The 21586-nt window shown below is 61.6% G+C and carries 19 protein-coding genes; 6 read left to right on the top strand and 13 right to left on the bottom strand.

The window, feature by feature from the left end; all coding sequences use genetic code 11:
- Nucleotides 1-36 precede the first annotated feature (36 nt).
- Nucleotides 37-636 (top strand): Vms1/Ankzf1 family peptidyl-tRNA hydrolase, encoded by a 600-nt coding sequence (locus EU811_RS14595; RefSeq protein ID WP_142939069.1) that lies wholly within the window; start codon nt 37-39, stop codon nt 634-636.
- A gap of 26 nt (nt 637-662) precedes the next feature.
- Here the strand turns inward: EU811_RS14595 and EU811_RS14590 are convergent, their stop codons facing one another.
- From EU811_RS14590 to hisS, 3 genes are all read right to left on the bottom strand, one after another.
- Nucleotides 663-1445: a GNAT family N-acetyltransferase gene (locus EU811_RS14590; protein ID WP_142939068.1), complete on the bottom strand. Its 783-nt coding sequence runs from the start codon at nt 1443-1445 to the stop codon at nt 663-665.
- Between the two features lie 87 nt (nt 1446-1532).
- Nucleotides 1533-3326: an aspartate--tRNA ligase gene (gene aspS, locus EU811_RS14585; protein WP_142939067.1), complete on the bottom strand. Its 1794-nt coding sequence runs from the start codon at nt 3324-3326 to the stop codon at nt 1533-1535.
- A 109-nt stretch (nt 3327-3435) separates the two neighbouring features.
- A complete protein-coding gene (hisS, locus tag EU811_RS14580; RefSeq protein ID WP_142939066.1) occupies nt 3436-4785 on the bottom strand; it encodes a histidine--tRNA ligase in 1350 nt (449 codons plus the stop codon).
- Between the two features lie 206 nt (nt 4786-4991).
- Between hisS and EU811_RS14575 the strand changes: the two genes are divergently transcribed.
- The 3 genes from EU811_RS14575 to EU811_RS14565 all read left to right on the top strand — a co-directional run bounded on the left by EU811_RS14575 (nt 4992) and on the right by EU811_RS14565 (nt 8208).
- Entirely contained in the window at nt 4992-5786 is a 795-nt protein-coding gene (locus EU811_RS14575) for a peptidylprolyl isomerase (RefSeq protein WP_187697179.1), read from the top strand.
- A gap of 66 nt (nt 5787-5852) precedes the next feature.
- Nucleotides 5853-7493, top strand: coding sequence for a DUF349 domain-containing protein (locus EU811_RS14570; RefSeq protein ID WP_142939065.1), 1641 nt, complete (start codon nt 5853-5855; stop codon nt 7491-7493).
- A 103-nt stretch (nt 7494-7596) separates the two neighbouring features.
- Entirely contained in the window at nt 7597-8208 is a 612-nt protein-coding gene (locus EU811_RS14565; protein WP_142939064.1) for a hypothetical protein, read from the top strand.
- Nucleotides 8209-8230: 22 nt separating this feature from the next.
- On the opposite strand, the gene EU811_RS14560 is transcribed toward EU811_RS14565, so the two are convergent.
- From EU811_RS14560 to pdxT, 9 genes are all read right to left on the bottom strand, one after another.
- A complete protein-coding gene (locus EU811_RS14560) occupies nt 8231-10624 on the bottom strand; it encodes a RelA/SpoT family protein (RefSeq protein ID WP_024816847.1) in 2394 nt (797 codons plus the stop codon).
- Between the two features lie 165 nt (nt 10625-10789).
- On the bottom strand, nt 10790-11785 hold the full coding sequence (gene secF / locus EU811_RS14555; RefSeq protein WP_142939063.1) for a protein translocase subunit SecF: 996 nt from the start codon (nt 11783-11785) through the stop codon (nt 10790-10792).
- A complete protein-coding gene (gene secD, locus EU811_RS14550; protein WP_142939062.1) occupies nt 11785-13536 on the bottom strand; it encodes a protein translocase subunit SecD in 1752 nt (583 codons plus the stop codon). Before secD ends, secF begins: the two co-directional genes overlap by 1 nt.
- A 114-nt stretch (nt 13537-13650) precedes the next feature.
- Entirely contained in the window at nt 13651-14034 is a 384-nt protein-coding gene (gene yajC / locus EU811_RS14545; protein ID WP_024816850.1) for a preprotein translocase subunit YajC, read from the bottom strand.
- A gap of 143 nt (nt 14035-14177) precedes the next feature.
- Nucleotides 14178-15254, bottom strand: coding sequence for a Holliday junction branch migration DNA helicase RuvB (ruvB, locus tag EU811_RS14540; protein ID WP_024816851.1), 1077 nt, complete (start codon nt 15252-15254; stop codon nt 14178-14180).
- Entirely contained in the window at nt 15247-15891 is a 645-nt protein-coding gene (gene ruvA, locus EU811_RS14535; protein ID WP_142939061.1) for a Holliday junction branch migration protein RuvA, read from the bottom strand. Before ruvA ends, ruvB begins: the two co-directional genes overlap by 8 nt.
- Nucleotides 15892-16004: 113 nt before the next feature.
- Complete coding sequence (ruvC, locus tag EU811_RS14530; protein ID WP_142939060.1) at nt 16005-16583, bottom strand: crossover junction endodeoxyribonuclease RuvC; 579 nt, start codon at nt 16581-16583, stop codon at nt 16005-16007.
- 65 nt (nt 16584-16648) lie between these two features.
- Nucleotides 16649-17404 carry a YebC/PmpR family DNA-binding transcriptional regulator gene (locus tag EU811_RS14525; protein ID WP_142939059.1) on the bottom strand — a complete coding sequence of 252 codons (756 nt, stop codon included), beginning with the start codon at nt 17402-17404 and terminating at the stop codon, nt 16649-16651.
- Between the two features lie 3 nt (nt 17405-17407).
- Nucleotides 17408-18109 (bottom strand): pyridoxal 5'-phosphate synthase glutaminase subunit PdxT, encoded by a 702-nt coding sequence (pdxT, locus tag EU811_RS14520; RefSeq protein ID WP_142939058.1) that lies wholly within the window; start codon nt 18107-18109, stop codon nt 17408-17410.
- Between the two features lie 102 nt (nt 18110-18211).
- Between pdxT and EU811_RS14515 the strand changes: the two genes are divergently transcribed.
- Both EU811_RS14515 and EU811_RS14510 read left to right on the top strand, forming a co-directional pair.
- Nucleotides 18212-19543, top strand: a complete 1332-nt coding sequence (locus EU811_RS14515; RefSeq protein WP_142939057.1) for a Mur ligase family protein — start codon at nt 18212-18214, stop codon at nt 19541-19543.
- Complete coding sequence (locus EU811_RS14510; protein WP_142939056.1) at nt 19540-20310, top strand: type 1 glutamine amidotransferase; 771 nt, start codon at nt 19540-19542, stop codon at nt 20308-20310. Before EU811_RS14515 ends, EU811_RS14510 begins: the two co-directional genes overlap by 4 nt.
- 3 nt (nt 20311-20313) lie before the next feature.
- On the opposite strand, the gene EU811_RS14505 is transcribed toward EU811_RS14510, so the two are convergent.
- Nucleotides 20314-21579 carry a CapA family protein gene (locus EU811_RS14505; RefSeq protein ID WP_142939055.1) on the bottom strand — a complete coding sequence of 422 codons (1266 nt, stop codon included), beginning with the start codon at nt 21577-21579 and terminating at the stop codon, nt 20314-20316.
- Nucleotides 21580-21586: the final 7 nt, after the last annotated feature.

The raw sequence follows: 21586 nt of genomic DNA, 5'->3' as shown, positions 1-21586 counted from the left end.
TAGGCTACTCATAGTTCCAGCAAAGGAGACATCGACGTGGATCGCCGATCATCTGCCCCTCGTCAGAGGCCCGGCAGCCGGACCGCTTTGGTACCCGCGGACAGGTTGCAGGGCTGGGTGGACCGTTTTGTGGCGAGCCATGGTCCTGTTGGCGAAGACCTCGACGACGGCGGGGTACTTCTGAGGGCGGCCGATGGTGCGAGTGCGCTCCTGAAGCCACCCTGGCCCGCCGACGGGCGTCCTGGCCGGGGAACAACCGAAGTGGCCCGCATGGCTTCGCTGGCAGCCCAGGAACGCGGGCTTGGCTTGCTGCTGGTACGCAAGGGCGGTTACGCCCTGGCCGCCGCTGGCGGGTCCGCCATCCTCGCTTCGAAGAGCGGCAACCGATTCCTCGACGCCAAGGCCACGGCAGAACACGCTGCGCGCATTTTCAACGATCACCGCGTTGAGTACATTGTCCCGGGCGGCGACCGCGCACTGGTGGATCAGGTTCTTGCCCAGCCCCTCCTTGGCGCCATTGCCGGGCGTACCCGCCTGGCCTTCCTGGACGTTCAGGCTCCAAAGGCATCAGTGCTGGCAAAGTGCGCTGCCGACGCCTGCGCCGTCCGCATTACGGTGACTGATCCGCCGGCCTGACACCAGGCGGAGGAGCAGCCCCGGAACTAGCAGCCGCTGGACGCACGCCTCAGAGGTGCCTGCCGGTACAGGTAGCTGCCGTAGTCAGTGAAACCGGCGTGGGAGTAAAGCCGCTGTGCTCCGTGATTGGCCTCGGTGACCAGCAGCCAGAATCCCTCAAGATCTTGATGGGTCCCGGCGTTCAACAACGCCGCCAGAACCGTGGTCCCGTATCCGCGCCTCCGGTGCCCTGTTGACGTCGCCATGCTGTAAATCCCGCCCCAGCCACCAACCAAGGCGAGTCGTCCTACGGCGGCGGGGACGCCGTCGTCGTCCCTCACCAGTGCGTACAGCGCAGGGCAGGCGCTGAAAATCCTGTGAGCGACCGACAGTTCAGCGTCGCCTCCGCGGCCGTCGACGGCCCACCACACCCGTAGCCATTCCTCGGATGGTTCATCAGTGATTTCAACGTCCCGGCCGGAGGAGTCCACCGGCAGAGATTCCGTGCCCCGGACCATGATCTTCGTTGCCGACTGCCGCGTGTAGCGCTGTCCATCCAGGTAGGCATTAAGGGCGGCGCTGCGGGAGTCGTCAAAGACCTGAAAGATCAAGGGAATCCGGCGAAGCCGGTACCACTCCGCCGCAGCACGTACGGACTGCGCCATGCCCGGGCTTTCCTCCTGCCCACCGGCAGGGTTCCTTGGCCACACCGAATTGGCCCGCTGGGTCACACCGCCCGAAGCACGCAGGACCCACTCCCCCGTATCCTCACGTTCCAGCGCAGGCCAGGCCTTGTCCATGAGGGATTCCAAAAATGCTTGCTCCACCATTCAGCGGCACCTTTTCGTCAACAGGAGGGTTTCGGCGGCGGGAACACCAAAGGCCCCCCACCGTGGTGGAGAGCCTTTGGCTACCGTTTACTCGGACTTCGTGTCCGGCTTGGCGGCAGGCTTGGCCTCGGGCTTGAAGTCGACGCCCGCTTCCTTGCGCTGCTGGGGAGTGATCGGTGCCGGCGCAGCTGTCAGGGGGTCGTAGCCGTTGCCCGATTTCGGGAAGGCAATGACGTCGCGGATGGACTCCACTCCGGCGAGCAAAGCAACCACACGGTCCCAGCCCAAGGCCATTCCACCGTGCGGAGGCGCGCCGTACTTGAAGCCTTCCAGCAGGAAGCCGAACTTGGTTTCAGCGTCTTCCTTGTCCAGGCCCATGAGCTGGAAGACGCGTTCCTGCACTTCGCGCTCATGGATACGGATGGAACCGCCACCGATCTCGTTGCCGTTGCAGACGATGTCGTAGGCGTAGGAGAGAGCGGACTCCGGGTCCTTATCAAAGGTGTCCAGGAACTCCGGCTTGGGCGAGGTGAAGGCATGGTGAACAGCCGTCCATTGTCCCCCACCCACCGCGACGTCGCCAGAGGCAACAGCAGCGGCAGCAGGCTCGAACATGGGCGCGTCCACGATCCAGACGAAAGCCCAGTCCTTGGGATCGATCAGGCCGGTACGGTGACCGATTTCCACTCGCGCAGCACCGAGCAAGGCGCGGGCTGCGGACTTCTCGCCGGCGGCGAAGAAGATGCAGTCGCCGGGCTTGGCGCCAACGGCGTCCGCCAGACCTTCGCGCTCGGCGTCAGTAAGGTTCTTGGCCACCGGGCCAGCCAATTCGCCGTCTTCCTTGAAGAGGACATAGGCCAGGCCCTTGTGACCACGCTGCTTGGCAAATTCCTGCCAGCCGTCCAAGGTACGCCGCGGCTGGGAAGCACCGCCCGGCATGACCACGGCGCCAACGTACGGTGCCTTGAAGACGCCAAAGTTGGTGTCCTTGAAGAACTCGGTCAGTTCAGTCAGCTCGACGCCGAAGCGCAGGTCAGGCTTATCTGAGCCGTACTTGGCCATGGCGTCCAGGTACGTCATGCGGCGGATCGGCGTGGGGATCTCGACGTCGATCAGCTGCCACAACGCCTTGACGATCGCTTCACCGAGCTCAATGACATCATCTTGGTCAACGAAGCTGGCTTCGATGTCCAGCTGCGTGAATTCCGGCTGGCGGTCCGCGCGGAAGTCCTCGTCGCGGTAGCAGCGGGCAATCTGGTAGTACTTTTCGAAGCCGCCCACCTGGAGGAGCTGCTTGAAAAGCTGGGGCGACTGCGGAAGCGCATACCAGGAGCCCGGGGCAAGACGCGCCGGAACAACGAAGTCACGGGCGCCTTCCGGCGTCGAACGCGTCAACGTCGGGGTCTCGATTTCCACGTAGCCACGCTGGTGCAGGAGTTCGCGCGCCACACGGTTTGCCTCGGAACGCAGACGCATGTTGCGGGCGGGGCCAGGGCGGCGAAGGTCAAGGTAACGGTGCTTGAGCCGGGCTTCCTCGCCGACCTCCACGTGCTCGTCAATCTGGAACGGGAGAGGCTCGGAGGTGTTGAGGATAACAACGTTGTCCGCGATAACCTCGATGTCGCCCGTGGCCAGAGCCGGGTTCTCGTTGCCTTCAGGACGCTTGTTGACGGTACCCGTCACCTGCAGCACGTACTCGTTCCGAAGGCCGTGGAAGACCTCTTCCTCACGGACAACCACCTGGGCGACACCGGAGGCATCACGCAGGTCAACGAATGCAACGCCACCGTGATCACGGCGGCGGCCCACCCAGCCGGCCAGGGTAACGGTTTGTCCAATGTGCTCGGAGCGAAGGGATCCGAGGTCATGTGTGCGCAGCACAGCATTCCTTTCAGCATGAAATTTAGAGGGACCGCTGCAAAGCGGTCCCGTCCGAGTTTACCCGCCCCGGCTAAGGCTCCCGCCACAACCAGGGAACAGTGGTTGGCGCCTAGCTGGCCGTGGTGATCCGGACGTGCAGATCCTCTTCCGACGGTGCCCAGCTCGCAGGGTCCGCGTCTACCTGGTCGCCGGAGCGGATGTCCTTGACCTGGTGCTTGCCGTGGTCGTCGGTGAACCACACGAACGGAATGCCGCGACGGTCCGCAAACTTGATCTGCTTGCCGAACTTCTCCGCTTTGGCGGCAACTTCCGTGGCAATGCCGCGGCCGCGCAACTGGGCGGCGATGTCCTGCGCCGCGTACCAGCTGTCATCTGAGTTCAAGGCAACCAACACCGCCGTGGGCACCGATCGGGAGGCCGTGGCCAATTCCTGGCTGAGGATGCGGGACACAAGTCGGGTCACGCCAATGGAAAGGCCGACGCCGGGGAACTTGCGGTTGCCCTTGCTCGCCAACGCGTCGTAGCGGCCTCCGGAACAAATGGACCCCAGCTGCTCGTGGCCCACGAGCACCGTCTCAACAACGGTTCCGGTGTAGTAGTCCAGGCCGCGGGCAATGCTGAGGTCGGCAATAACCTTGCCAGGGGCCCGCTGGACGGCAGCCTCAATAACCTGCTGAAGCTCATTCAGGCCCTCTTCCAGGAGGTCGTCCTTGACTCCAAGTGCACGCACTCGTTCCACGAATGAGGTGTCTTCCGTTCGGATGCCAGCCAATTCCAGCGCCAGTGCAGCCTGCTCGTCCGTGGCTCCGAGCTCACTCTTCAGCAGCTCAGCCACCTTGGCGGCGCCGATCTTTTCCAATTTGTCGATGCTGCGCAGCACCCCGGCCGTGTCAGTGAGCCCAATGCCGCGATAAAAGCCTTCGGCCAGCTTGCGGTTATTGATCCGGAGCCGGAAGTCCGGGATCGGCAGGGCGCTCAGAGCTTCGGCGATCACCAACGCAATTTCGACGTCGTAGCGGAACGGCAGTTCGCCGTCGCCCACAACATCGATGTCTGCCTGGGTGAACTCACGTGCGCGGCCTTCCTGGGGCCGCTCCCCCCGCCAGACTTTCTGGATCTGATACCGGCGGAAGGGAAATGCCAGGTACCCCGCGTTCTCCACCACGTAGCGGGCAAAGGGGACGGTCAGGTCGAAGTGGAGGGCCAGGGCGTTAGGGTCGGCCTTGTTCGATGTGGCGTCCTCACCCTCATCGTCCTGGAGCCTGCTCAGGCCGTAGACCTCTTTGTCGATCTCGCCTTTGCGCAGCAGCTGGCCCACTGTCTCAACCGCACGGGTCTCAATGGAAGAAAAGCCGTGCAGTTCAAACGTCTTCCGGAGCGTATCCAGCACATGGAGCTCCACCAACCGCTCCTGGGGAAGCCACTCGGGGAATCCGGACAGGGAGGCGGTACGTGCCATGGTGGAAAAGTCTCCTCGAAGAAAGCTGACGCTGGCATCGCACCGCAGCTTTAAACACCTTTTCGGCGTTTACAGGGCGGGCGTCCAGCCGGTCATGCATAAACTATGTGCGGCAGCCAGTTTATGCTTTCCGCGCGTGCACATCTAATGCAGCATGCCCGGTTCCTGTGGGCAGCCTTCGAAAGTGAACACAATCAGGAGGACTCTTGGCAACAAGGTCGCGGGATGACCGCGAAGCGAAACGGCGCATCAGGCAGATGGAAGCCAAGCGTGCCCTGCGGCAGGAACAGGGCAAGCGACGCAAACGCGACAACACCATCGCCGCGAGTGCAGCCGGCGTGGCGGTTGTGTTGGCCGTAGTGCTGCAACTGACAGTCTTCAGCTCCAACCCCACCGAGGCGGAGTTCGCCGCTGCCGAAGCAGGGCTCAGCTCACCGTCCGCTTCCCCGGCAGCATCGAACAGCGCCGACGTACCCGGCCCGGAAACGGCTGCTGGAAAGACCTTCACCGGCGAACTCGCCTTGAACAGTGGCGTACTCGGCATCGAACTGAACGGAACTGCGGCTCCGCAGGCTGCTGCCGTCTTCAAGTCCCTCAGCGACGCCGGCTACTACAATGGAGCGTTCTGCCACCGGTTGACCACATCCGAAACATTCGGACTCCTTCAATGCGGCGCCAAGACCGAAGACGGGTCCGAAGACGGAAATTACCGGTGGGGCCCACTGGAAAATACTCCCGCGGACAATAAATACCCCGCGGGGACGATTGCCGTGGCACGTACCGGCAACAACGCTTACGGCAACGGACACCAATTCTTCATCGTCTACAAGGACACCACCATTCCGGCTGACACTGCCGGCGGTTACACCGTGGTGGGTAAGGTGACCAGCGGCCTGGACGTCGTTGCCAAGATTGCGGCAGCAGGCCTTAAACCCGGTGAAAACGCCAGCGACGGCGCCCCTGTGGCACCTGTCACGATAGACTCGTTTTCTCTGAAGTAACCAGCTCCAGGCCCGGCCCGGAGTGCATTACCTGAGCAGTTCCCTCCAAGCGAAAGACTTTTAGCGGTGACAGACAGTCAGAAATCCGACGAAACAGCAGTAGTGGCCAACGAAGAAGCCGTCGAGGCAACCGGCAACAACGGTTCCGGCGCGCCGGCTCCCGGGGAGAATGCTCCAGCCAGCGAGGCACCTCAGGCAGACGCAGCCGCTCCAGCCGACGAGGCAGCTCAGGTGGCTGGGGAACCTCCGGCCGACGACGCAGCCGAGTCAGCTCAGGCAGCCGAGGAAGCTCCGACTGCCGGGGAGATCACGGAGGAAGCGCCGACCGCCTCGCCCGCAGCACCGGCTGCTCCTCGTCCGACGCCGTCGCCGGCGCCCTCCCCCGCTGCTTTCGCTGCCCGCCCCAAGGCTCCCGCCGCCGTCGTTCCTGCTGCACCCGCGGTTTCCGCGGCCTCGCTCGCCGAGGCAGCCAAATGGGGACGCGCCGAGGGTGACGGCCATGTGTTCCTGACATTGGACGGCGAAGAAATCGCCGTTGGTCAGTACCCCGGCGTCAGCAAGGACGAGGCACTCGGCTACTTCGCCCGCAAGTTCGACGACGTCATTGCGCAGGTTGTTCTGCTCGAACACCGCGTGGAGTCAAAGGCCCCTGCCACGGACATGCAGAAGACGGTCACACACTTGCGTGAGCAGCTCGCGGAGCGCAACATGGTGGGCGACATCCGTGCTGCCGAGGCCCGCTTGGATGCTCTGTCAGCCCAGATCGTTGAACTGGAAAAGTCGGAGAAAGCCGCCCACGACGCAGTGCGCGCCAGTGAGCTCGCAGCACGCGAAGCAATCGTTGCCGAAGCTGAGACAATTGCCGGTCAGGACCCCGCGCAGATCCAATGGAAGACCTCCAGCGCACGAATGAACGAGTTGTTTGAAACGTGGAAGGCCGCGCAGAAGAGCGGGGTCAGGCTCGGTCGCAGCAACGAAGATGCTCTGTGGAAGCGCTTCCGTTCGGCTCGGACGGTCTTTGATCGTCACCGCCGCGCCTACTTCTCCCAGCTGGACAGCAATAACTCCGCTGCAAAGTCCGCCAAGGAAGCCCTCATCGCAGAGGCCGAAGCACTCTCCACCTCCACTGACTGGGGATTCGCCGCAGGCGAGTACCGCCGGCTGATGGACCAGTGGAAGACCACTCCTCGGGCAAGCCGCAAGGACGATGACGCACTGTGGGGCCGCTTCCGCGCCGCCCAGGACGTCTTCTTCAGCAACCGCCAGGCCGCCAATGACCAGATCGACCAGGAATACACGGCGAATTTGGCCGTAAAGGAACAGTTGGTGGCTGAAGCGCAGGCACTCCTGCCCATCAACGACCTCAACGCTGCCAAGAAGGCCCTCCAGTCAATCCGGGACCGTTGGGAAGATGCCGGCAAGGTTCCCCGCGCCGATATGGGCAGGATCGAAGCCGGGCTTCGCAAGGTTGAAGACGCTGTCCGTGAGGCCGAGGAAGACAAGTGGCGCCGGAGCAACCCGGAAACCAAGGCCCGCACCAACAGCGCCTTGTCACAGCTCGAATCAGCCATTGCGGGCCTCAAGGACGATCTGGAGAAGGCTGAAAAGGCCGGCGACCAGCGCCGGATCAAGGCCGCGCGCGAAGCCCTGGAAGCACGTCAAGCATGGCTCGATCAGATCCAGCGCTCCGCCAGTGACCTCGCTTAGCGATTTCTGAGAAGGCACTTTTTCTGCAGGCTCCGCCCCGGGTTATCCACATAACCCGGGCGGAGCCTGTACTCGTAAGGTGGCCACGCGGAATGATCGGTGAATGGTCCTCGCTGTTACCGCCCCCCAATTGCAGGAGCCGGTCATATCCGAGCTCTATTCCCCCAGCCGCATCTTCTCGTGGAACGAACTGCAGGGCATGGCATTCGATGGCATCCTGCTGCCCCTCTACGGGAAGAGTTATGCCTCACCTGGTGTGACTGTCACCCACCGCCTCAGAGCCCGCGCAGCGGCCCTTACACTCCCGGAACGCATCCGAACCAAGGTTGTCGCCGGTCGGCTCACAGCAGCGTGGATTTACGGTTGCGCCAAAGCACCCGAGCACCTGTCTCTGCTGGTTGACGCGAAACACCGCATCTCCAGCATGCGGGGCAGCATCGCATGCACCCTGCACGAAGTCCGGCTAGGTCAGATGGACGTCGTCAGCCTGGGAGGAATGCTGGTCAGCAGCCCGCTTCGGACCGCAGCTGACATCGCCCTCCATGTGGAAACTGACCGGGCTCTACCTGCGCTGAAGCGTCTCCTGGCACGGGAAGAGCTCGGCATCAAGCTCCGGCTGCTCGTTCTGGCCGTCGAAGCGAGTCCGCGCGTCCCTCACAAGAGACGGGCCCTGGCCACTCTGGCTCAACTTGCCTCACCAGAGCCCGCTAGCTGAGACCCTGACAGCTGAGACCCTGTTAGCTGCGCCTGCGGTTTCCAGTGGTCCTATAGACGTCGAAAACTCCGTCGATCCGACGGACGGCGTTCAAGACGTGGTGCAGATACTTTGGATCACCCATCTCGAAGGCAAATTTCGAGATTGCCACCCTGTCACTGGAGGTATGCACCGACGCTGCGAGGATGTTGACGTGATTCTCGGACAAAATGCGGGTGACATCCGACAAAAGGGACTTCCGGTCCAGGGCTTCTACCTGAATTTCCACGAGGAAAACACTGGACTGGGTGGGTGCCCACTCAACTTCAACAATTCTGTCCGGCTGGTCCCGGAGACCCGACACATTGGTGCAGTCCGTCCGGTGGACAGAGACTCCTGAACCACGGGTCACAAAGCCAAGAATGGGATCCGGCGGTACCGGGGTGCAGCACCGGGCCAGCTTGACCCAGACATCGCCCACACCCCGCACAATGACGCCGGAGTCAGAGAACTTCGACTTCGCAACCTGGGTGGGGATACTGACTTCGTCCAGGTCTTCGTCGGGTGTCTCATGACCGCCCAGGTGCTCAACGAGCTTTTCCATGACCGACTGAGCTGACGTGTGCCCGTCACCTACGCCGGCGTACAGCCCGGAAATGTCAACGTAGTGGAAGTCCTCTGCCACGGCGGACAAAGCATCGTGCGTCATCAGGCGCTGCAGGGGCAGGTTCTGCTTGCGCATGGCCCGGGTCAGCATGTCCTTGCCACGCTCAATCGCTTCTTCGCGGCGTTCCTTGGTGAACCACTGGCGAATCTTGTTGCGTGCACGGGCAGATTTGACGAAGTGCTGCCAGTCCTGGCTGGGGCCGGCGCCTTCTGCCTTGGAGGTGAAGATCTCAACCCAGTCGCCGTGGTTGAGCTCGCTGTTGAGTGGAACCAGCTTCCCGTTGACGCGGGCGCCGATGGTTCGGTGGCCCACCTCGGTGTGCACAGCGTAGGCGAAGTCCACAGGAGTTGACCCGGCCGGAAGGGCCATGACCTCGCCCTTGGGGGTGAAGACGAAGACTTCGCGGGCGTTGATCTCGTAGCGAAGTGAATCAAGGAATTCTCCGGGATCGGAGGTCTCCTGTTGCCAATCAACCAGCGACCGCAGCCAACCCATGTCACCGTCACGCGGGCTGCCGGGGCCCTGTGCGGTCCGGTTGGGTTGATCCTTGTACTTCCAGTGGGCTGCCACACCGTATTCTGCACGCCGGTGCATCTCGTGGGTGCGGATCTGAATCTCCACGGGCTTGCCGCCGGGGCCAATCACGGTGGTGTGCAGGGATTGGTACATGTTGAACTTGGGCATGGCGATGTAATCCTTGAACCGGCCCGGAAGCGGGTTCCACCGTGAATGCAAAGTCCCCAGCGCGGCATAACAATCTCGCACGGAATCCACCAGAACCCGCACGCCCATGAGGTCGTTGATGTCGTCGAAGTCCTTGTCGCGGACGATCATCTTCTGATAAATCGAGTAGTAGTGCTTGGGCCGGCCTGTGATGGTCGCCTTGATCCGAGCGGTCCGAAGGTCATCAGCGATCTGGTTGCGGATGACACTCAGGCTCTTTTCGCGTTCTGGAGTGCGGTCGCCCACCATTCGCACGATTTCCTCGTACACCTTGGGGTACAGCGCTGCGAAGGAGAGGTCTTCAAGTTCCCACTTGATGGTGTTCATACCCAGGCGATGCGCCAGGGGTGCGAAAATCTCCAGAGTTTCGCGGGCCTTGCGTGATGAGGACTCCGCGGAAACGAAACGCCAGGTCCGCGCATTGTGGAGGCGGTCCGCCAGCTTGATCATCAGGACGCGAATGTCCTTGGCCATCGCCACGACCATCTTACGAACGGTCTCAGACTGGGCAGCCTCACCGAAACTGACTTTGTCCAGCTTGGTGACACCGTCCACCAACATGGCAACTTCGGGGCCGAAGTCCCGTGTCAGGTCAGCCAGTGTGTACGGGGTGTCCTCCACGGTGTCGTGGAGCAACGCAGCCGCCAGGGTTGTCCCTGTCATACCGAGTTCAGCCAGGATGGTGGCCACTGCCACCGGATGGGTGATGTAGGGATCACCACTCTTGCGCTTTTGTCCTTGGTGGCTCTGCTCTGCCACCGCGAAGGCGCGTTGGATCAGATCGAAATCCTCTTTGGGATTATTTGCCCGGACTGTACGCAGCAGTGGTTCCAAAATGGGCGAGTAAGGAGCAATGCCCCGGCCCGTCAGGCGGGCAAGCCGGGAGCGGGTGCGTTCCCTCCGCCCCGGAAAGGTGGGACGCACGCCGGGAGCATCGACCGGAACCGCAGCAGCAGTCCGTCCGGGCACACTCGTTGCCGGAACTGCCACAGCTTTGCGGCTGTCATCCCCGCCCGCCGGTGGTGCCGACGTCGCACGTTCTTCCACAGAAGTACCCCTCACAAGCGATTTAATTCTCCCAGTCTATTCCCGCAGGTGAATGCTTCTGCAACCGGGCAGCACATGACGATGACACGGGCAAGTCAAAGAGCCGGCCTCCGCACTGATGCGGGGACCGGCTCAAGGCAACCCAACTAGCTGTTCGGGCTAAGTTCAGACCTGAACTGTGGCTTCATTCCTGCGGTGAGCCACCTTCTTGGCTTGCTTCACCAGTTCAGGCTCGCCCTGCCGCAGCCAAGCGTACAGCGGTGCGGCGATGAAAATCGTGGCGGCAGTACCGATGAGGATGCCCACGAACAGTGCCAAGGACAGGTCCCGCAGCGTGCCGGCACCCAGGAGTCCGGCCCCAATGAAGAGGATCGCCGCAACCGGAAGAATGGCCACCATCATGGTGTTGATGGAGCGGACCAACGTTTGGTTGACAGCCAAATTGACCTCTTCGCTGAACGTGCGGCGCGTGGACGTGGAGATGTCCGCGGTATTTTCACGGATCTTGTCGAAGACCACCACGGTGTCGTACAGCGAGTAGCTGAGGACGGTCAGGAACCCGATGATTGCCGACGGCGTGACTTCAAAATCGCTCAGCGCGTAGACACCCGCCGTGGTGAACATCGTGACGAGCATGCCAACAAGTGCGGACAGCGACATCTTCCAGGTTCGGAAGTACAGCGCCATCAGGACAGCGGCCAACCCAACAAAGACCACCAAACCAATAAGGGCTTGACGCGTCACGTCCTGGCCCCAGGTTGGTCCCACGAAGTTGGACGTTACCTCGTTCTCGGTCACCCCGTAGGCGCTTGTGAGACCGTCTTTGATGCGGTTCGTCTCGTCGTCGGTCAACTGGTCCGTTTGGATGCGCATGGTGTTGCCTGCCACGTTGGCAACGCGCGGGATGGCTCCGGGCACGACGTCATGAACAGCCTTCTCGCCGAGTGCTGCATCCGTGGTGCTCACGTTTGAAACAGTGAATTCGGAACCACCACGGAATTCGATTCCGAGGTTGAAGCCGCCCTTGGCGACAGGAACCAGGATGGAGAGCGCTACGGCGACCGCAGCGATGATGAACCAAATCTTCTTCGACTTTACGAAGTTGTACGAGCGCTTGCCCGTGTAGAGCTCATGGCCGAAGGTTGCGAAGCTCGTAGTCATTACTTCTCCTCCTTGGTGCCGTTCGAAGTACCAGTGAGCTGGCCCTTCTCGGCAAGGCGCCTCTCGGCAATGGTCATGCGACGTTCGGCTTCGGCAGCCGCACCGGTGTTGCGCGGGCGGACCACAGCGGGCTTTTCGTCCGGCGTGCGTAGCCGGCCGGCGCCACGGTAGAGCGGAACTGCGCCGAGACGGTCGGGAGAAAGCCCGGAGAAACGGTGTCCTTCACCAAAGAACTTGGTGCGGGCCAAAACCTGCAGCATGGGGTGCGTAAACATGAACACCACCAGAAGGTCGGCCAGGGCGGTCAGGCCAAGGGTGAAGGCAAAGCCGCGGACGTTGCCAACAGCAACGAAGTAGAGGACCAGGGCCGCGAGGAGGTTGACGGCCTTGGAGGCCAGAACTGTCCGTTTGGCACGCTTCCAGCCGTTCTCGACAGCGGAAACCAGTCCACGGCCCTCGCGCAGTTCATCCCTGATGCGCTCGAAGTAGACAATGAACGAGTCCGCGGTCTGGCCGATGGCCACAATCAGACCAGCCACACCGGCCAGGGACAGACGGTAGTTTTCCGTCCACCCGAGGATGGCGATCGCCAGATAGGTCAGCACACCCGCCACCACAAGGGATGCGATGGTCACGAGCCCAAGGGCACGGTATTGGAAGAGCGAGTAGACAACAACAAGCAACAGGCCGATCATCCCTGCAAGCAAGCCGAGGCGAAGTTGGTCGCCACCCAGCGTCGCGGAGATCTGCTCTTGTGACTGGATCTCAAAGCTGATGGGCAGGGCGCCGTAGCGGAGTTGATCGGAGAGGGCCTTTGCCGACGCCTGGGTGAAGTTACCAGTGATCTGGGGCTTTCCATCAGTGATCACAGCCAAGGCGCGCGGGGCGGAAAGAACTTTGTCGTCCAGGACAATGGCGAACTGTGACTTTGGATCATCAGTACCCTGGGCCTGCGCCGCAGCGTAGAACTGGTTGAGGCGTTCGGTGACTGCTTTGAACTTTGCGGTTGCATCCGCGTTGAACACGATGTTCACGCCCCAGGAATTGGTCACGGAGCCCTGAGCGCCCTGAACCTGGGTAAAAGTGGAATCGCTGATGTCCTGGCCTTTGACCTCCACGGGCCCAAGGATGTACTTGATGGCCGGAGTCTTGTCCGTGGCTGCCTCGCAGGTGACCAGCGGTTTGGCGGGATCCGAACGATCACGTTTTTCCGGTGACGGGTTCACACAGTCAAGCGCTTCGAATTCCCGGACAATGTCCGCGGTGACCCAGTTGATGTCGCTGGCATTCGCCGGCTCCGCCGTGGGCTTGGGAAGCTGGTCCTCAGGTGTGCGCTGCTCCGCAGGAACGGCTGCCGGGTCGCCATAAGTGATGACTGGGCGGAAGTTCATGTCAGCCGAAGCTTGAATGAGGTCGCGGGTCTCCTTGGAAGGCGTACCCGGAAGACTGACCACAACGTTCCGGCCGGACTGGGTGCTAATTTCAGCTTCGGCAACACCGGAGCCATCCACACGCTGCCGGATGATGGCTACTGCCTGGTTGAGTTGCTCCTCATTGATCTCGCTGGAACCCTCTACCCGGGGGGCCAGAATCATCTGGGTTCCGCCCTCGAGGTCCAGAGCGAGCTTGGGAGCCCAACTGGCGTTGCCAGTCACTACTCCGCCAGCCAGGACAGCGGTTAATACAACGAAAATTGCTCCAAGCCAGGTCAGCACCCTGCGGGCTGAGTTTTTGGGGCCGGTCCGTGCCATTATCGATCTTCCTGTTATCGCCGGACAGCCGCCGGCCGACGCTGGTAAGCGTCTGCCGGCGGCTCTCCGCTGCCGTAGAAGTTGCCTTGCGCGGTGTCGCCGCGACTGACGGTGCTAGTTGTCCTTCTTGTCCTCTTTGTTGAGGCGCGCGATGGTTTCTTCCGGGGTCTCGACGGCGGCAGGAGCTTCCGTCTGCGCGGCGGTCAGGGATGACGCATCATCCGGAACAACGGGCGCTTCCTCGGGGGTGGTCTCGACCACCTTGGTGACAGCCTGACGGTGAACCGTTGCCTGGTTACCCGGCGAAAGCTCAATCACGACTTTGTTCTCGGCTTCGTCGATGGACACGATGCGGCCAAAGAGACCGAAGCTGGTCATGACGTCAACCCCGGGAGCGAACTTTGACTGCATCTCAGCCTGCTGCTGCTGGGTCTTCTTGTTGCGGCGGAACATCATGAAGACAAAGAGTCCCAACATGACGAACAGCAATATGGTCATTGGATCCACAGGGAAGTTCCGTTCTGTACTTACGTTTTGGTTCACGGCAACGTCCCTGGCAGATCCGCAGAGCGGGCATGGATCAAGGACTCGAACGTGCCGAGCGTCATACCAGTCTAGTGGGAAAAGCTGAACAGAGGGTGTTAACCCACGGTATCCACGCTTTCGGCGTGGTTTTCATCCTCACCAAACAGTGCCAGTGTCTCCTGACCGAACACCCCGGCCGGGACGGCGTAGCCAAGGTGCGTCCAGGCGGACGCCATCGCGATCCGGCCCCGCGGAGTGCGTCCCAAAAGACCCTCACGGACCAGGAACGGCTCAGCCACGGTCTCCACCGTCTCGGGTTCTTCCCCCACGGCGATAGCCAAAGTGGACAATCCCACTGGACCGCCGTTGAACTTGGTGATCAGGGCTTCAAGAACGGACCGGTCAAGCCTGTCCAATCCACGCTCGTCTACTTCATACATATCCAGAGCCGCTGAAGCTGAACGTGCATCAATCTGCTCAATGCCATGAACCAGCGCCCAGTCACGGACACGGCGAAGCAGTCTGTTGGCGATACGTGGCGTTCCCCGGGACCGGCCCGCTATCTCCGTAAAGCCCGCAGAGTTGACCTTCAGGTCCAGTAGGCCCGCGGAGCGCCGCAGGACGAGCTCGAGTTCGGCGACGGAGTAGAACTCAAGGTGCCCGGTGAATCCGAATCGATCCCTCAGAGGCCCCGGAAGAAGCCCAGCTCGGGTTGTTGCGCCCACCAAGGTGAAAGGTGGCAGTTCCAAAGGAATGGCGGTTGCACCAGCGCCCTTGCCCACCACAATGTCCACGCGGAAGTCCTCCATGGCCATGTACAGCATTTCTTCCGCCGGCCTGGACATGCGGTGTATTTCGTCGAGGAAAAGGACCTCCCCCTCCGATAGGGAGGAAAGGATGGCGGCAAGATCTCCCGCGTGCTGGATGGCCGGGCCGCTGCTGATACGCAACGGCGCGTTCATTTCCGCTGCGATGATCATGGCAAGGGTTGTCTTGCCTAGTCCTGGCGGCCCTGACATCAGCACGTGATCGGCGCTGCGGCCACGCATTTTGGATGCCTCGAGTACCAATGCCAGTTGTTTGCGGACCCGATGCTGTCCCACGAAATCGTGCAGGTTCTTGGGCCGGAGTGCGGCTTCAATGACCCGCTCTTCCGGTTCCTCTCCCCCGCTGACGAGTGACTGCTCAGCCACGGCTGCCTACACGATTGCCTGCGCGCGCCCCATCCTGACCCAACCAACGCAGCGTTGCCCGGAGGATTTGGGCCACGTTTCCTGCGTCCACGAGTTCCGGGGAGTCGGCCATTGCTTTGTCGATGCTGCCGTTGGCGTCCTTCTCGGACCAGCCCAAGCTGGTCATGGCTGCGACAACCTGCGGCTTCCATTCGGCGTTTGGGGCAGCGGCGGGCGCAGTGCCTGTGCCGGTCCCGTGGGGAACCAACTTACCGGCGAGCTCAAGGACAATCCGGCCGGCCACCTTGGGACCGATTCCCGGCACCTTGGTAAACGTCTTGCTGTCTCCAGTGTGCGCCGCCACCCGGATGGCCTCCGGTTCATGCACGGCAAGGACGGCCAAGGCCAGACGTGGCCCTACCCCGCTGACGCTGAGCAGGACATCAAAGACTTCCCGTTCGTCGTCGTCGGCGAAGCCGAACAGTGTCAAGGAATCTTCACGGACGATCATGGACGTGAAGAGCTTGGCTTCTGTTCCTGTCTTGAGGTGGCTCAAGGTCTGCGGCGTGGCAAAGACACTCATTCCCGCACCGTTGAGGTCGATGACAGCGGTGGACAAACCAACGTGGGCTACCGTTCCACGGAGAAAACTGATCAAGACCCGGCTCCTGAAATACTGCCTGCTCCGTTGCCGCAATACTGTGTCAATACTGCGGCCAAAGCGGACTATCCGAACATATCTACGAATACCCTAACAAGGCGAGCCGACAATCACCGTGCGCGGCGCGCTTTTGCTTCCGCGTCAGCCCATGCTTTTTGGGCGGGAGTGAGACCGCCCTTACCGTTCGCGCCGGTAGCTGAACCCATTCCACTACCTGCGCGCCATGCATGGGTCAGGGCAAGCGCGAGAGCGTCCGCAGCATCAGCAGGCTTCGGTGGAGCATCCAGGCGCAGGATCTTGGTAACGAGCTTGGTCACTGCATCCTTATTGGCCGTGCCGCTGCCTGTTACCGCGGCTTTGACCTCCGACGGTGTGTGCAACGCGACGGGGATGCCACGGCGTGCGGCCGCAGCGATGACTACGCCCGAAGCCTGGGCCACACCCATGACCGTGCTGACGTTCATCTGCGAGAAAACACGCTCGACGGCGACGACGTCCGGCTGATGCAGGTCCAGCCATTCATCAATGGCTTGGGCAATGACCAGCAGGCGCTTATCCAGAGTGAGCTCAGCAGAGGTCCCCACTACCCCAACGGCCACCATGGTGGCCCTGCGGTTCTTTTCAATGTCCACCACACCTATACCGCAACGGGTGAGGCCCGGATCGACTCCCAATACGCGAAGAGTCAAGTCCGGGCCTTCCTGGTGGCTGTGAAGCTGCTAAATGTCAAAATGACGCGCTGCGCCGTGGCCGGCTATTCGGCGTCGAGGGCAGCCTGGACTTCCTCGCTGAGGTCCGCATTGCTGTAGACGTTCTGGACATCGTCAAGATCTTCCAGGGCATCCACGAGTTTCATAAACTTCTTGGCGCCGTCGACATCCAGTTCCACCTGCATGGAGGGAACGAACTCGGCTTCATCTGTCTCGTATTCGATGCCCGCTTCTTTCAGGGCGTCGCGGATGGCCTGAAGATCAGAGGGTTCGGAGTGGATCTCCCAGTTCTCTCCGCTGTCTTTGACTTCTTCGGCTCCGGCATCGAGGACCGCTATCAGGATGTCGTCCTCGCTGAGGCCGTTCTTGGGCAGGACCACAACACCCTTGCGGGCGAAGAGGTAGCTCACGGAACCGGGATCGGCGATGGTGCCGCCGTTGCGGGAGATTGCAAGGCGCACCTCGGATGCAGCGCGGTTCTTGTTGTCCGTCAGACATTCGATCAACAAGGCCGAACCCTGGGGACCACGAGCCTCGTACATGATCTCGGTGTAGTCCACCACTTCGCCGGTGAGGCCAGCGCCGCGTTTGATGGCGCGGTCGATGTTGTCATTGGGAACCGACGTCTTCTTGGCCTTCGTGACGGCAAGTTCAAGTCCCGGGTTGCCGGCGAGGTCCGGACCACCCATGCGGGCAGCAACTTCGATATTCTTGATCAGTTTTGCGAACGACTTTGCACGCCTGCCGTCAATGATGGCTTTCTTGTGCTTGGTGGTCGCCCATTTGGAGTGGCCTGACATGCTTTACGCTTCTCCTCTGATCATTCGAATAAAGAGTTCATGCACGCGTTTCTCTCCCGTCACTTCCGGATGGAAGGAGGTGGCCAGTAGTTGACCGGAACGCACTGCAACAATTCTAGCCACTCCGTGCAAAGTAGCCGTGTGGCTGGCGTGGTCGGGGTCGACCTGGGCAAGGACCTCCACGCCCGGACCTACGCGTTCCACCCAGGGGCCCCGGATAAATACAGCGTGAACGGGATCCACACCGGACTCCCCTGCGCTGAATTCAAGGCCCCTGAAATCCAGGTCGGTCTCGAAGGACTCCCGCTGGCGGCCAAAGGCATTCCTGCGCACGGTGATATCCAGCCCACCAAAGGTCTGCTGCGGATTTCCGTGCAGGTCAGTTGCAGGGTCCGCGATTTCATCGGCCAACAGGATCATGCCGGCACAGGAGCCGTAGACCGGCAGGCCGTCCGCGATCCGCTTTTGAAGTGGATCACGGACTTCGAAAATCCGGGAGAGCTTGTCAATGGTGGTTGATTCGCCGCCGGGGATGATCAAGCCGTCAATGTCGTCAAGCTCTGACGGGCGGCGTATACCCACGCCGGTGGCGCCAGCGGCCTCTACAGCGTGGATATGCTCGCGGAAGTCGCCCTGAAGAGCCAGCACGCCGATCCGGAGTCCTGAACCCACGCGCGACGAAGCGTCAGAAAGGGGGTTGGTCATTCGACCATCATAGAGGCCCAGGCCATATGGCGCTGTCAGCGTTGACCAAGCCCACACGCGAGGTAGCCGGTTCCATGCCCTGACTGGGATATATTACAGAGCATGCTTTCCTTCAGCGTTCCCCTCGGCAAGCTGGTCCGCACACTGTCCCGGCTCCGGGGCGGAGGCTCAGCTTTTCCCGGCTTGGTGGTTGAGAAAATCGATCCCGGCTTCATGCAGCGAACGCTGGCTTCGCTCCCCCTGGGCGTAGCCGTGGTCAGCGGCACCAACGGCAAGACCACCACCACCAAGATGGTGGTGGAACTCCTTGAAAGCCAAGGCCTGAAAGTCTTCACCAACCGCAGTGGCAGCAACTTCACCCGTGGGGTGGCCGCTTCGCTCCTGGGTGATGTGGACTGGCGCGGTCGGCTGGACGCAGACATTGCCATCCTGGAATTGGACGAAGCCCATGCCGTGCACTTCGTCAACAAGGTTGAGCCGCGGTACAGCCTCCTGTTGAATGTCCTCCGCGACCAATTGGACCGCTTCGGGGAAATTGACAAGACCGCCCGGCTGCTGGAGCACATCGCCTCCAAGACCACCGGCACAGTTGTCCTCAACCGGGAAGACCCACGCGTCGCCCGGATTGCCAACGCCATCAATACCCTCGATGCCGTCCACCACCCCGAAGTCCGATACTTCGGCCTCGACGAATCTTTGCGCAGCACCTTCCCCAACGACGACGAAATGCGCACCACGGCAATCGGCCCGTCCCCTTCGGGCACTTCCGTTGCCGCTGAAACAGGTGAGGATGTAGATCTGCCGGCAGCCGACGTCGTACTCAGACGCGTTGGAGCCCAGGACGCCGACTTTGAGTTCGACGGCGAAACCGTCACCACAACGATGAAACTACGCGGCGTGTACAACATCTTCAATGCAGCGGCGGCTTTGTCCTTGGCGAGGTCCGTCTTGGGAACCGGGCCCGTTGATACACCTAAGCTCGTGAAGGCTTTGGGAGAAGTTGCTCCCGCGTTCGGGCGCGGTGAGAGCCTCACCGTGGACGGACAGCCTCTGGAGCTGGTGCTCGTGAAGAACCCCAGTGGTTTCCGTCTCGGGCTGAAGTCCTTCCCCGCCGGCGGCTACGCCACCATGATCGCCATCAACGACAACTACGCCGACGGCAGGGACATGTCCTGGCTGTGGGACGTTGAATTCGACTCCCTGCGCGAAGATGGCGTGGAGGTCCTCACCGGCGTTCGCGCCTACGACATGGCGCTGCGTCTGCAGTATGACGATGTTCACTTCGGAGTGGTCGAACCGGACATCACCGCGGCCCTGCGGACTTTCATTGACGGCTCGCGGGGCAAACCCAAACGGGTCTTCTGCACGTACACTTCCATGCTCGCCATCCGCCGCGAGCTGGCCAAAATCACCATAGTTGAGGTGGTCTCATGACCTCGGAAGCACAACCCACGCCGCACGCAACGCCGGAAGTACAGCCCAGCAAGGGGACCATCCGCGTTCTCCAGCTCTACCCGCGCGAAATGAACATCTACGGTGACTGGGGCAACGCCCTGGTCCTGAAACAACGGATCAAGTGGCATGGCTACACTCCGGAGCTTCTCGAGTACAACGTGGGCGACGACTTTCCTGACGACGTCGACATCATTGTGGGCGGAGGCGGGCAGGACAGCGGCCAGCTGGTGATCCAAGACGATCTCCAATCGCGTGCCGGCCAGCTGAAGCAGCTGGCGGACGAGGGCGCTCCCATGCTGGTGATCTGTGGGCTCTACCAGCTTTTCGGGAAGTTCTTCAAGACCAGCACGGGCCCTGTGATTCCGGGCATCGGCATCCTTGACGTGGAAACCCATGGTACTGACGAGCGCCTCATTGGCAACGTGACCATGAAGTCCACTGAGTTCGGCGACATCCTTGGCTATGAGAACCACAGTGGGCAGACTACGTTGGGGCCCGGCGTCGAGCCATTAGGCACGGTGACAAAAGGCGCAGGCAACAACAGCAAGGACGGGCACGAGGGCGCCCGTTACAACAATGTTGTAGCGAGCTACCTGCACGGTTCGTTGCTCCCAAAGAACCCGGCCATTGCGGACTTCCTGATCCGCACAGCAGCCGAACGCAAGTTCGGCAGCTTCGTGCCAGGAAAGCCCGACGACGGTTACGCCCGCCTTGCGCGCGAACACGCAGCCCGCCGGCCGCGGTAGCCGCTACTTTTCCTTGGTGATCAGCAGTTCGTGCGCTCCCGCGGTGGCTGCTCCCATGGACTCTACAACCGCTTTGGTTCGCTGGTGGGTTGCGGCATCGGCCGCAGGGGTCGCGCAGACCCCTTGTGGTGCGTCGCTGGCTACGGAACACCATCGATAGGGGTCCCGAACAATAACCGAGGGGGCCCATGCGAGGTCAGAAGCAGTCCATACACCTGAGGTGTTTTGACTGAATTGTGCCCTGACCAATAGTCCTTCGTTGTTCACGACGTACCACGGTGACAATTCAGTGACACCATTGCCGAGCCCGTACACAATCCACGTGCCTTTGTAGTTCTCGATCGGCAGCACCGAGTGCGTGTGGTGGCCGTAGATCATGGTGAACTGGCCGCTGTCCACCAACGCGTGCGCAACCTCCTGCTGCTGGGCATTGGCTTCGCTGGCGTACTCGTCGCCGGCGTGCATGACTCCCAGGACGATGTCGGCCCCAAGGGCCTTGGCTTGTTTTGCCTTCGCGATCATGGCCGCCGGATCCAGCTCGTCAACCAGCCACGGGTATTCCGGGATCTGACCATTGTGGCCATACGTTCCAATAATCACGGCCACTTTGGCTGCGTCCGTCTGGAGCATGAGTATCTCCTTGGATGCTGCCTCCGTCCGGTAGGAACCGGTGTGCTTTAGGCCCGCTGCGTCCAGGGCGTCCAGCGTCCGGAGCAAACCTTCGGTGCCGCGGTCAATGGTGTGATTGCTGGCCGTCGTGCAGGCCTTGTATCCAACATCCTTTGAGGCCGTAATGATTTGCGGCGGTACGTTGAAGGACGGGTAGGCAGAGAACGGCCCTTCCGGACCAGCCACGGGTGTTTCCTGGTGGCAAATGGCGAGGTCGCTGTTGCGAATGTAGCGTCGTTGTCCTTCGAGAAGCGGGACGAAAGTGTAGCCGGGCTGACCCGCCGCAGCTGCGTCAGCTCTCGCTTGTTGCCAGAGCTGGGTATGAACCAGCATGTCACCTGTCACCGTGATGGAGGTGCAGCGGAGCTCCGGACAGGCGGGGCCTTTGCCCGGGGTGGGGTTTGGTGCCGGAGTGCGCGTCGGACTGGGTGTCTGGGCAGCAGGGGCCGAGGCGCCGGTGCTGCGTTCAGCGTCATCGTTTTCTGCAAGAACACCGCAGGCGCTCAGGGACAGGGCTAGAGCTATACCGCTCACCACGAGTGCCGCCCTGTGAGTACGGAACCGTCCCATGGAAAATGTGATCTTGCCCATGAATTTCATCCTACGG

The organism is Arthrobacter sp. TS-15 (assembly GCF_006964045.1).
Taxonomy (GTDB): domain Bacteria; phylum Actinomycetota; class Actinomycetes; order Actinomycetales; family Micrococcaceae; genus Arthrobacter.
The sequence above is the reverse complement of the archived record's forward strand: the minus strand, read 5'-3'. Positions and strand labels throughout refer to the sequence as shown.